The sequence below is a fragment of the Paenibacillus albiflavus genome, from assembly GCF_004344915.1.
GTDB classification, from domain to species: domain Bacteria; phylum Bacillota; class Bacilli; order Paenibacillales; family NBRC-103111; genus Paenibacillus_AM; species Paenibacillus_AM albiflavus.
Window position 1 is genome coordinate 1 of sequence record NZ_SKFG01000005.1, and the last position, 12,784, is coordinate 12,784.

At 43.8% G+C, this 12,784-nt stretch carries 12 protein-coding genes; 9 read left to right on the forward strand and 3 right to left on the reverse strand.

What is annotated here, in order from left to right; genetic code table 11:
* Window positions 1-87: 87 nt before the first annotated feature.
* From E0485_RS07770 to E0485_RS07810, 9 genes are all read left to right on the forward strand, one after another.
* Entirely contained in the window at window positions 88-1,632 is a 1,545-nt protein-coding gene (locus tag E0485_RS07770; RefSeq protein WP_132417433.1) for an S-layer homology domain-containing protein, read from the forward strand.
* 322 nt (window positions 1,633-1,954) lie between these two features.
* Window positions 1,955-2,536: a TetR/AcrR family transcriptional regulator gene (locus E0485_RS07775; protein WP_132417434.1), complete on the forward strand. Its 582-nt coding sequence runs from the start codon at window positions 1,955-1,957 to the stop codon at window positions 2,534-2,536.
* 40 nt (window positions 2,537-2,576) lie between these two features.
* Complete coding sequence (locus tag E0485_RS07780) at window positions 2,577-3,890, forward strand: cytosine permease (protein WP_235857477.1); 1,314 nt, start codon at window positions 2,577-2,579, stop codon at window positions 3,888-3,890.
* A 7-nt stretch (window positions 3,891-3,897) separates the two neighbouring features.
* Window positions 3,898-5,022, forward strand: a complete 1,125-nt coding sequence (locus E0485_RS07785; RefSeq protein WP_235857478.1) for a DUF917 domain-containing protein — start codon at window positions 3,898-3,900, stop codon at window positions 5,020-5,022.
* A complete protein-coding gene (locus E0485_RS07790) occupies window positions 5,022-6,599 on the forward strand; it encodes a hydantoinase/oxoprolinase family protein (protein WP_132417435.1) in 1,578 nt (525 codons plus the stop codon). Before E0485_RS07785 ends, E0485_RS07790 begins: the two co-directional genes overlap by 1 nt.
* Before the next feature lie 284 nt (window positions 6,600-6,883).
* On the forward strand, window positions 6,884-7,813 hold the full coding sequence (locus E0485_RS07795) for an ATP-binding cassette domain-containing protein (protein WP_132417436.1): 930 nt from the start codon (window positions 6,884-6,886) through the stop codon (window positions 7,811-7,813).
* On the forward strand, window positions 7,810-8,583 hold the full coding sequence (locus E0485_RS07800) for an ABC transporter permease (RefSeq protein ID WP_132417437.1): 774 nt from the start codon (window positions 7,810-7,812) through the stop codon (window positions 8,581-8,583). Before E0485_RS07795 ends, E0485_RS07800 begins: the two co-directional genes overlap by 4 nt.
* Window positions 8,584-8,714: 131 nt before the next feature.
* Entirely contained in the window at window positions 8,715-9,428 is a 714-nt protein-coding gene (locus tag E0485_RS07805) for an ABC transporter ATP-binding protein (protein WP_132417438.1), read from the forward strand.
* Window positions 9,421-11,019, forward strand: a complete 1,599-nt coding sequence (locus E0485_RS07810; protein ID WP_132417439.1) for an ABC transporter permease — start codon at window positions 9,421-9,423, stop codon at window positions 11,017-11,019. The genes E0485_RS07805 and E0485_RS07810 overlap by 8 nt, the downstream gene beginning before the upstream one ends.
* 253 nt (window positions 11,020-11,272) lie before the next feature.
* Here E0485_RS07810 and E0485_RS25865 read toward each other — a convergent pair whose 3' ends face one another.
* The 3 genes from E0485_RS25865 to E0485_RS07820 form a co-directional block, all read right to left on the reverse strand.
* A complete protein-coding gene (locus tag E0485_RS25865; RefSeq protein ID WP_407944836.1) occupies window positions 11,273-11,698 on the reverse strand; it encodes a transposase in 426 nt (141 codons plus the stop codon).
* On the reverse strand, window positions 11,589-11,987 hold the full coding sequence (locus E0485_RS07815) for a transposase (protein WP_235857485.1): 399 nt from the start codon (window positions 11,985-11,987) through the stop codon (window positions 11,589-11,591). Before E0485_RS07815 ends, E0485_RS25865 begins: the two co-directional genes overlap by 110 nt.
* Window positions 11,988-12,265: 278 nt before the next feature.
* Window positions 12,266-12,499, reverse strand: coding sequence for a hypothetical protein (locus E0485_RS07820; protein ID WP_132417441.1), 234 nt, complete (start codon window positions 12,497-12,499; stop codon window positions 12,266-12,268).
* Window positions 12,500-12,784: the final 285 nt, after the last annotated feature.

Sequence of the window (12,784 nt, forward strand, 5' to 3'; positions counted from 1 at the left end):
GGCTCCGCGTTCATTAGCGGTTCAACCGTCAGCGCGGAAGGCGACTATACGCTTGTCGTCACGGATGCGGCGGGCAACGTCACCACCGTGAGCTTCACCATCGATAAAACACCTCCTAGAGTAACGGGCGTCACATCCGGAGCACCTGTGTATACAACGCCGGTTACGATTTCTTTCAATAAAGGAACGGCAACGTTGAACGGAGTTCCTTTCGCTTCCGGTACTACGGTTAGCGCATCCGGCACCTATTCGCTCGTCGTTACTGATGCGGCAGGCAATAGCACGAGCATTTCTTTTACTCTTAGAAGTGCCAGCTCTGGAGATGGGGGTGGAAATAGCGCTGGAGGCAGCGGTGGTGAAAGTAGTGGAAGCGGCGAAGGCAATAAAATGGCTATTAATATGATCGATATCCAAATCAACAACGTTGTCTATAAGAATTTCGCGATCGTATCCGTCAAAACCGTCAACGGGAAAAAAGTTACGACCGTACAGCTAGATGAAACCAAAATCATAAAAGAGTTGAGTTCCCTACACGACAGTCCTATAATCGTTATTCCGGTTCAGAACGGCTCTGATCGCGTTGTCGTTCTGTTGAACAGCCAGTTGGCGAAAGCGCTCGACGATAAAAATATGACTGTCGAGGTCCAAACGGACAACGCTTCCTACACCTTGACAGCCAATCAATTCGATATGGACGCGATCGCCAAGAGCTTAGGATCGAATACGCCATTAAAATTCAATATCGAAATCGCGAACGTGCCCGATCATAAAGTCGATTCCATTCGCAATAAATTAGGCAAGATCAGCTTGGTATCGCCAGCGATTGAATTTAAGATCACGGCATCGTCCGGCGGGAAAACAATCGAAATCAACAAGTTTCTTCACTTCGTTCAAAGAAGGATCGCCATCCCTGACGGGTTCGACCCGATTAAGATAACGACGGGCGTCGTGGTTACGGAAGATGGCAACATTGTTCCGGTGCCTACCAGGCTCGTCCAAGAAAACGGGAAATATTATGCGGTTATGTACAGCTTGACGAACAGCGTCTATACCGTGATCGGCAACGAAAAAACATTTTCGGATATCCAAAAACATTGGGCAAAGACCCACATCGAAAAGTTAGCGTCGAAGCTGATCGTTCAAGGCATCTCCGAGACAAGCTTCAAGCCGGACAACCAGATTACTCGAGCGGAGTTCACGGCAATTCTGGTCAGGTCGCTCGGTCTGCATGCGGTCGGCAGCTCTGCGGATTACGCGGATGTCCAGAAGAGCAATTGGTTCTACAAAGCCGTGACGATCGCAGCGAATAACGGACTTACCGCCGAGGGCAATAGCAACCGGTTCAATCCGAACGAACAAATGTCGCGGCAAGAAGCGATGGTTATGATAGCGAAAGCGATGCATTTAGCCGGAATGGACGTTGCGATCTCCGACAAGGAAGTCACCGAGCTGCTAGGCGCGTTCAAGGATTTAGAGCGGCTTGATTTCTCTGCCAAGCCTGCGGCTGCGCTTAACGTCAAGTACGGCGTAATTGTCGGCTATAATGGCTTGATTTCGCCCGGCAACGTCATTACGAGAGCAGAAACATCGATCATCATTCAGCGTTTCTTGGAAGCGGCGAAATTGAACTAAAAACGAATTAGATGCCAAAAAAATCTTCAATCTCACGGAAACGTGAGTCATATATGAGGGAAAACGAAGGAGCTAACTTCTGCTCGAATTGCGGCCAGAAGCTAGGCTAGATCACTAATTCAAATTGACAATTAAATAGTTGAATGATGAATAGCCCCATCCGATTAGGATGGGGTTTTTGCTGTGTATGATATAATTTATTACTTTTTCGCCATAAATTAATTTACTCTGATAAATCAAAAAAAGTATTGTATTTTTATGCAATTTGGATGTATAGTATTTACTTAATTAACGTTAATTAAATTAGAAGTGTGAGGATGTTATGACCAAGAATAAGTTGAAAGAAGTTGCCATGAGGTTGTTCGGAGAAAAAGGGTATGACGGTACAGCGCTCTCAGAAATCGCTAAGGAAGTAGGCGTTAAGACGCCTGCAATTTATTTCTTTTATGAGAATAAAGAAGATTTATTTATGACGGTCTTTAAAGAAGCGATGGAGTTTTACAATTTATTCATTCAGGAGCTCTCCGAGGATCAAGCGGAATTGAATGCCAAAGACAGTTTATATCGGATATTGATCAGGCAGCATCATTTTTATCAGAAGAACCCAGAGTATAGTTTGTTCGTACTCCGGTATATGTTATTTCCACCATCTTTTCTTAAAGAAACGATCGAGAAAGCATTTCTTCATTCGGATGTGCTGTTAACGAAGGTGATTGAAGCTTTGATTGTACAAGGAATACAAGAAGGTACGATTAGGGAACAGTCTGTAGAATTCCTTGTGGATGCTTTTCTTAATTTACTGGACGGGTCATGCATGCAATATTTTTACTACCCTTCCACAGAGCTTTATGAACGCAAACTAAATAATGCTTTTGCCATGTATTGGAACGGCGCTTGTTCGTAAACCTGGAGAGCAGTAAGATTTCACAGATAAGGGGATGAAGATGATGAGTGAAGTTAGCGAAGTTATAACGAATGAATCTAAATCACATGATTATGAAAGAGAACCCGTTCCAATGCATTTGCGCAAAGGATGGTTATCCATGTCCCTAGTCTGGATCGCAATCGGGATCGACTTATCTGCCATGTTCCTGGGGGCTGAACTTGGTGCAGGAATGAATTTGACAGATTCTCTAACTGCCACCATGATTGGTTCGGTTATTCTTGGAATAATCGGTGCATTATGTGCGTATGTCGGTGCCAAAACAGGACTTTCGACTGCGATGATCAGTCGGTTTCTATTCGGAAATCGAGGCGCACTTATTGTATCAGTTGTGCTTGGTATTTTCTCACTGGGCTGGTTCGGGGTGCAAGCAGGCTTCTTCGCATCCAACATGCAGACAGCTTTTCTGAAATTATGGAATATTGATTTATCTTTAGGTCTTCTATCCTTTATAGGCGGTATGCTGATGATGTCGACAGCGATCTGGGGCTATCGCTCGATCGAAAGATTAAGCGTGTGGTCTGTTCCACTTCTTGTCATTTTTATCGGAGTTGCCTTTTATACAGCCATACATACCCAAGGTACTGCAGCTATTTGGGAACCAATCAGTGCTGCACCTATCCCGATGGGAACTGCAATTTCACTCGTTATCGGAATATTCATTGTTGGAACGATTCTATCTCCCGATATTGCACGTTGGGCGCGTACACCCAAGCACGCTATAATCGCGGCATTTATTGGATTCTTTGTGGGAAACAGCTTTATGACGGTTATTGCGATCTTTCTATCCAGATTGATGGATACAAGTGATCTTACGAATATTTTTATCATGCTAGGATTAGGTCTGCCTGCAATTATCGTACTAACCTTGGCTCAATGGACGACGAATACGAACAATTTGTATTCTGCCTCATTAGGATTCTCCGTTGTGTTCAAGCGTGTGCCGAAAAAATGGATTACCGTAATTGCGGGTCTGATCGCTATTTTACTGGCAGTGCTTGGAATCTATGATCGTTTCTTGTCTTTCTTGAACGTGATTACGATGTTTGTATCCCCAATCGGGGGAATCTATACAGCCGAATATTTGCTTGTCGATCGCAAGAAATTTACGTTTGAAGGACTGGATCGCAATAAAAAATGGATTATTCGCTCCCTAGTTGTATGGGTAGCGGCTACATTTTTCGCTTATATGACAACAGCAGCCCCGGATGGGTTTGGTTTATTCCAGCTGACAAGTGTGCCTGCACTCGATGCATTTATTTGTGCATTCGTCGTGCAATGGATTGTCGGTAAAATGATGAACAGGAAAGGATAACTCCAACATGAATAACAACATGAATAACAACAAGCTGACAGAACTTACAGAAGAAGCTATTCAATATATTGCAGTCGGTGCAGCAGTGCTTGGGACAGGAGGTGGCGGAGATCCTCATATCGGTAAACTGATGGCCATTGAGGCAATACGTAAATATGGTCCTGTTCGTGTGGTAAGTCCTGATGAATTAGCAGATGACGACCTGGTTGTTCCTCTTTCGATGATCGGGGCGCCAACTGTCATGAATGAGAAAATTCCTTCTGCCATGCAAATGATCAAGCCCTTGGATTTAATTGAAAAAGAATTAGGTCGCAAGGTGAATGCTATCATGCCGATTGAAGTAGGCGGCGGCAACTCGCTTGTACCGGTAATCGCTGCTGCTCAGCGGGGAATTCCTTTGGTTGATGCAGACGCGATGGGCCGTGCTTTTCCAGAATCGCAAATGGTTACGTTCCACTTGGACGGCATTGATTGCAGCCCAATCGCCATGGCAGATGAGCGTGGTAACGGTGCGCTCCTGCATGCAATTGACGGTGTATGGGAAGAACGAATGGCGCGTGCGATTACGATCCAAATGGGCGGCTCCGCTTCGATCTGCGATTACCCGGTAACTGGGGCGCAGGTAAAGCAAAGCGCCATCTCACATACACTGACACTTGCTTATGAGATTGGCAAGACCTTATTCGAATCGAAGGGCTTAAAGCAGAATCCAATCGATGCGCTGCTCAAACAGTTAAAAGGGTATGCGTTGTTCCACGGCAAGGCAGTGGAAATTCGTCGCCGTACGGAAGGTGGATTTACGCGCGGCGAGGCTGTATTCGAAGGCACAGACACGCTCAAAGGACGCACGATGCGTCTATTTTTCCAGAATGAGTTCTTGCTCGCAACAGAAGACGGACAATCTTTGGCTGTTACACCAGATTTAATTTCTTTGCTCGATCAAGATACAGGCATGCCCATTACAACCGAGAATTTAAAATATGGCGCACGCGTAACAGCAGTCGGATTCCCTTGCGATCCTAAATGGCGTACTGCCAAAGGATTAGAAACGGTTGGACCGCAATATTTTGGTTATGATACACCCTACATTCCAATTGAAGAGCTAGCAGCTAAGAAAGGCGGGATTCAGTAATGGCTCAAGCAAAAATAAGCAGTGAAGAGATCTATCGAATTGGGATTGACGTTGGCGGAACGAATACGGACTCTGCTTTGCTGGATTCCAAGCTGAATACGATTCATACGGTCAAAGTGCATACGACAAGTGATGTGAATGAAGGAATTGTCGAGTCAGTCCGTCAATTGCTGGAGGAGAGCAAATTGAATCCTGCTCAAGTACGTTATGCTATGCTTGGAACGACGCATTGTACCAATGCGATTTTACAGCGCAAGCATTTGGGTAGAGTGGGCCTCATTCGTCTTGGAGCACCAGCGACGACATCTGTTTCACCACTAGCCGATTGGGATGATACGATTAAAGCAGCGATTGGTCCTCATGCTTATGTGGCAAATGGCGGTTATGAATATGATGGTCGCACAATCGTGGAATTGGATGAAGCGGAGATTATCGACTACTGCAATCGGATGAAAGGGGAAGTCGATGCAGTTGCGATTTGTGGTGTATTCTCCCCAGTGAATACTTCTCAGGAGAAACGTGTAGAGCAGCTTGTTAAGCAAGTTCTTGATGAGAACATGCCAGTTACGCTGTCTCACGAAATTGGCAGCATCGGTCTGCTGGAGCGGGAGAACGCATCGATTTTGAATGGTGCGCTGCTTAATGTGATTTCCGGGGTTGTCCATGGTTTCGAGCAAGCATTAAATGGATTCGGCATCAAGGCTGGCGTCTATATTTGTCAAAATGACGGTACGCTGATGCGCAGCGAATATGCGCTTCGTTATCCGATTCTCACGATTGCTTGCGGCCCTACGAACTCCATTCGTGGCGCAGCACATCTGTCCGGATTAAACAATGCGCTGGTAGTGGATATTGGCGGTACGACGACGGATATTGGTGTGCTGACACAAGGCTTTCCACGTCAATCATCAGCAGCTGTCGAGATCGGCGGGATCCGTACTAACTTCCGTATGCCGGATATTCTATCTATTGGAATCGGTGGAGGAACCATTGTGAGATCAAATACAGATCAGGACGTTGTAACGGTTGGTCCGGATAGCGTAGGGTATGAGCTGCTGAAGCGTGGACGAATTTTTGGCGGAGACACTTTGACAGCAACAGATGTAGCTGTTAAGCTAGGTCGATTCGAGTGGAAAGATGCGCTGATGGATGACTTGGATGAAGCGATATGCCGCAAGGCTGATGCCATTATTACAAGCGATATTGAGGATGCCATTGATCGTATGAAAACAAGTGCAGATCCAGTGGATGTGATCTTGGTAGGCGGAGGAAGCATTCTCGTGCCAGACCAGCTTAAAGGTGTTTTGCGTATCGTGAGACCTAATCATCATGATGCTGCCAATGCAATTGGTGCGGCACTGGGTGAAGTAAGTGGTGAGACTGAGCGCATCTATTCGCTTGACGATATGACCTACGATGAAGCGATGGCGGATGCTCGCAGCAATGCAATTGAGCAGGCGGTTCTTGCTGGAGCAGATCGTGCTACCGTGCAGATTGTGCTAACGGAGGATATTCCGATTGCCTACTTGCCTGGCAACGCTTTACTTGTAAAAGTAAAGGCTGCTGGTCGGCTGTAGCATGTTGTAAGAACAGAATTAGCCGATGAATTTTATATAGACCTGAGAGCCAGCCGATCGCATATGCGAGTCGAGCTGGCTTTTCTTCAGTATTATAGAATTTATAACATTCGTATCATAAATTCTAAGTAATACCTTAAGAAACGCATCCGTCTTTAGGACGGTGGAACCGTTTCTTCTTGTTTAAGATTGATTTAAGAATCAGTTAAGAGATCAATTAAGAAATCGCTGATAAAGTATAGATATGGAAGAAAGCGACTGTAGATAGAAGAGGAGTGAAGAGCGTGGAAACAAGCGTATTATCACTAAAAAATGTATCCAAATCATTTGGCAAAGAAAAAGCTTTGAATCAGGTAACATTAACTGTGAGAAAGGGAGATATTTATGGTCTCATTGGTCGTAATGGTTCTGGGAAAACGACAATCATGCGGCTCATCACAGATTTATCAACAGAGTCCAAGGGTGAGATTGCTTTATCAGGCAATGCGAAAGGAACGTCAAGCTATCATACGGCCTTACAACGAATTGGCGCCGTCATTGAAACTCCGGTTGCTTACAATAAGCTTACGGCTTATGAAAATATGAAAATTATTTGCATTCAAAAGGGAATACATGATTTCTCGATCATTAATGAAACGTTGGAATTTGTGAACTTGGCGAACACCGGAAAGAAAAAGTTCCGCAACTTTTCTTTAGGGATGAAGCAGCGCTTAGGCATCGCGATGGCACTAGTCAATAGCCCTGATTTCCTCATATTAGATGAACCCATCAATGGTTTGGATCCGATTGCGATTATTGAGTTCCGTGAACTGCTGGAGAAAATTAATATCGAGAAAAACACGACAATTCTGATCTCCAGTCATATTTTGACCGAGCTATATCAGGTATCTACACGTTTTGGCTTTATTCATCAGGGTGAGATGATTCAGGAGATTACGAAGGAAGAATTCGATTCGAGCTGTTCCCAAGCGATTATCGTTCGAGTACAGAATACATCTCAAGCAGCAGTGGTCTTAATGGAAGCCATTGGTGATAAATTTCGATTTGTTGGGGAGAATGAAATTCACATTACGGATCCATCAGCGAGCGTTGCAGGTATCAATCAGTTGTTATCAGCCAATGGGATTCTTATCGATTTTATTGGTAAAAAGGAAAGCAGCTTAGAGAACTACTATACTAATCTCATCCAATCCCTTGGAGGTGGAAAGAAATGATTCGTTTAATGAAAGCTGATCTCTATCGTTTAGTTCATACCAAAGGTATATATATCGTGTTATTAGCGATCATCGCTTTTGTGAGTGTATCGGTGTCTGCTGAACAAGTTGGCACGATGGGGGTAAATAGTGAGTCTGCTTTGAAAAGTCTATATCAAGGCAGCAGTACTTGGAATATGGCAGTAGCTCTGACGAGTGCCTCCTTTTCAAGCAGCATCCTAATCTATCTGTTTATTGCCTTCTTTGTGGTTGTTTTAGGATACGAATTCTCACAAAGAACCTATAAAAATACGTTAACTTCAGGTGTGAGTCGAGTTGCTTTTGTTATTTCCAAATACTTCACGCAGCTGCTAACTTTATTTGTAGGCACTTTCTTATATTATGCGACAACTGCTGTACTCGCCTTTTTTAAATATGGTACAGAAGGTATTATGGTCGGTGAGGTTCTCACAGATGCGTTGATTGCTATGGTGAGCTTGAGCTTTTGCGTCAGTGTTATTTTCAGTCTAGCCACCCTCGTATTATTACTAACAACTAGTAATATTATCTCCGTTGTATTCATCATCATCTATCCCATTCTTATTCAACTTACGTATATGCTTACGAAATGGGATGGGCTCAAATATTTTGATTTTTATTCGCTCGCACAAAGCATTGGTCTCAGTCAAATTGGCGGAACAGAGTTAGTGCCCTATATCTTGGTGAGCTTAGCTACGATTACGATTTCCCTCATTGGAGGCGCCATTGTTATTCGTCATAAGGAACTATAATCACAAGCATTAACTGACGTTCTACCTTTTTATGTGAAATGAACTTTCATAATGGTCTGTTCGTATTATAGTTAATCTACTCAAATAACATTGCAGAAGGTTAAATAGATTAACGGAGAGGTGAAGGACAGATGCTGACTATTAAACATTTTACAAAAAGATATAAAGGTGGCAAAAAGGCTGTAGATGACCTCAACTTGATTGTTGAAGCAGGAGATATTTATGGCTTCATTGGGCATAATGGCGCTGGGAAGACGACGACGATTCGCTCGGTTGTGGGTGTGCTTGAATTTGAGGAAGGCGATATCGAAATTAACGGCATTTCAGTGAAAAAGGATCCTGTAGCCTGCAAAAAGATTACGGCTTACATTCCTGATAACCCGGATCTCTACGATCATCTTACGGGTATTCAGTATTTGAATTTTATTAGTGATCTCTACAGCGTATCCAAGTCTGATCGGGAGTCGCTCATTCGTCAATATGGCGATGCGTTTCAAATTACAGCCAATTTAGGAGATTTAATCTCCTCGTATTCGCATGGTATGAAGCAGAAGCTGGCGATTATCTCTGCGCTTATTCATCAGCCGAAGCTGTTAGTGTTGGACGAGCCTTTTGTTGGGCTTGATCCCAAAGCAGCTCATACGCTGAAGACGATTATGGCGGATCTATGCAGCAAAGGCAGCGCGATCTTCTTTTCCACTCATGTTCTAGATGTAGCAGAGAAGCTCTGCAATAAGATTGCGATCATTAAAGCAGGTAAGCTGCTGAAGCAAGGCAGAACAGAGGATGTTAAAGGCGATAGCAGTCTCGAAGATGTGTTCTTGGAGTTGATTGATCATGACTAACATCTGGCGGCTTACGAAAATTCAACTGCTTGCTTCGTTTGGCTTGAACAAAGCCTTGCACACACAGGATGAGAAGGAAAAACGCAAATTGCTCTTGCTAAGCATCGCGATTCTATTTGCGATTATTATGGTTGGCGCTGCATCCTTCGCTTATAGCTGGGGGATCGGGATGCTCTTCTTTGAACAAATGGAGCTGCTGCTCGCCATTATGATGGCGGTAGCTTGTTTAATTGGATTCTTTACAACCATTTATAAAGCTAGTGGTGTGTTATTCAGCTTTAAGGACTATGATTTAGTGATGTCGCTCCCGATACCAACAAGTCATGTTGTCGCAAGCCGTGTTTTGCAGCTTTATGTACTTAATTTATTTTTTGCTCTAGTGGTGATGGTGCCAGCTGGCGCAGTTTATGCGATCAAAGTGAATCCTGCGGTATCCTATTATCTGTTCTTTATCCTCACGCTTTTCTTTATTCCGCTTATTCCGCTGATTGCTGCCACCATTATTGGTGCGTTAATCAGCTTTATTTCCTCGCGATTTAAGGGAAGCCGTGCGATTAGCTTAATTTTGACTATTGCTGTATTGGTGGTCTTTATTGTTGGCTCATTAAGTATGAGTGGAAGCGGCAATGAACAGATGCTCATCGATATGAGCGTACAATGGGCTGATATGATTTATAAGATATATCCACCTGCTGTGATGTATGTAGATGCAGTTTGCTCGTATGATCTCCTAAACCTAGTGTTTTTTATTGGGATTTCAGTCATTGCCTTTATCCTGTTTGCGCTTATTCTGGGTACGAGATATAAAGCCATATATACAGGCATGAATACATCGCGTGCAAGCAGCAAGTTTAAAATGAGATCGCTGCAAACCTCCTCACCTTTTGTGGCGTTATACAAGAAGGAGTTGCGTCGGTTTTTAAGCTCGTCCTTATATGTACTTAATGTGGGCATCGGGATGATTCTATTGCTGGTTATGGCCATCGCACTGGTAATCATGGGATCGGATCAGCTTGGACAATTAATCGAAATTCCGGGGTTCGAGACCTACTTAAGCAAATTAGCGCCATTCGTGGTCTCGATGTTTGTCGTCTTAAGCTGTTCTACAGCATCCTCGATTTCACTGGAAGGCAAAAACATCTGGATAATAAAGAGCTCGCCTGTTTCTAAACTGACAATCCTGCTTAGCAAGATTGCGGTGAATTTGACGATAACTGTACCTGTACTAATGATCAGCAGTGTGCTGGTCATGGTAACGCTTCGCACAGGCTGGGTAGAAAGTTTGTTTCTATTGATACTGCCAATTCTGTATGCCATTTACTCGGCTGCTCTCGGCATCCTGATCAATCTGAAGTTTCCTAACTTAGAGTGGACAAGCGAAGTGACGGCTATTAAGCAAAGCGCATCTGTGATGATTACGATGTTAATTGGATTTATTAGTCTAGTTGTTCCAGCCGCTCTTACGATCCTACTCTCCAATGTGAACGGGAATCTCGTTCTGTTAGGTATTGGGCTGATTATTATAGCGGTATGCGCTGGTATGTATCGGTATATGAAGACGAATGGGGAGAGATTGTTTCAGGGGTTGTAAAAGAAGCCTAGTAGCTGGGAAAGAACATCAGAGATGGCAATGTCATTAAGTTAACTCGAAAAAAAGACCGGGGATAAAAATGAACCGAAACGGCATGGGAAATAGCCCTGTGCCGTTTGCTTTTTGGTGCAAGCAAGGAAAAAAGCATACAGCAAACAAAGCGGGTGGAATATCCTATTCATGTGAAACGAATTTATGCTACTCTATAGACGAAGCTAACAGCTGATTTATAACGGATTTTGCGCGTATTCTTCTACCCTGGGCGAATGGGTTGAATCGGCAAAATATTTTTGCGAATCAGCGCTTTAATATCGGGCGGGGGTTCTTCGTCCCGTGAGCGCAGGAAATGTCTACAAACGTGAACGGCGACCGTGAAGTTGACTTGGTATTGATGCCGTTTATCCATTTGGGAAATGATTACGTGTGAGGTAATCATTTCAGCGAAATTGTGCAGGATCATTCTTGCGAAAATCTCTTGGATGATGGACTCTTGTCTCTTTGCGTGAAAATTCGTCAGACCGACGGTGTATTTTAATGCCCTGAAAGAGGTTTCAATGTCCCATCGCATGTTATGGTGGGAAATCAGCGGCAGAAAGATTCGTAATGACGGTTTCATAAGCGCCATTAGGCAGGACGAAACGAACAGCCCGAAAGGAAATCGGGTAAAATAAGCTCTCATGCAAATCCAAAAAATCAAATGTAGAAGTGGGAGGGACGAACTTGTAAACCTCGGGATGAGCCTTGACCTCTTTGGCTTGTTTTTTGGTGAGTATCAGATGAACGTCAATATCAAAGTCTCCAATAGAGGGCAAACGCAAGCCCGAAAGAATACCATTGGAATCCAAATCCTTTACTCGTATGACGTAGTTCCACCCTTTGCGTTCAATATGCGCGAAATTGTTGTAACTTTCATAACCTCTATCGGCAGTAACAATGGTTTTGCCTTTGATGGGGGAGCGGTCAACCATGGCAGTCAACGCCTTTCTTTACACAACCTTCGCTGCTGAACAATGGCATAGACGTAAAGTCTGTTGCAGAGGTCATAGGCTGCGTTCAAATGCAGAAGGTTATAGCCTTTCGTGTTCAGTTGCGATATGCAAATCCGAACCGTCAACGGCAAGTAATCGATACCCTCGGTAGCACTTAATATCCGTATACGATTGTGTAAATTCGTGAAACAAGAATTCCACAGCAGACTGCAGGATTTTATTCCTCTGCTGGACAAAAGCAGAAGTGGTTGCAGTGTTTACGTCATAGCCTGCGATTCCAAGAGTTCCTTATATATGCTGTTGCCGCCCATTGAGATCAGGAGTTGCATAACCGTTTCAAAGGGCAGCTTTTTCTTTCGGGTAAAATCTTTATTAGGGAGGGCTTTTGCCATAAGTGCTGGTGCGGCTGACATTTCTCGTATAGGGGATGTCTGCGTTTCTTTTAGTGAATTCGCGTACTCTTTCTTTGGTGTAACCTCCTCGTTTTTCAAGGGGCTTTGCCACACATTTTTCCATCTATTTGTCAAGTTCTATTTCTATTTTTACAAAAAAAGAGCGGGTTATCTTTTACGATAACCTGCTCTTGTTCTTGATTTTTTAACTTAATGACATTGATAGTCCGCCCCTCTTTGCTATTTCCGCCAATACATCTCCGATTTAATTATCATTCCGCACTAACATTGAACAGCACTCTACATGTGTCCTTATAAAAGTTGTAGACGTTTATGGTGATGCAGAGAGGGGTCAGTATTTTGAGTTTTAGGTTGGTTAGTGTT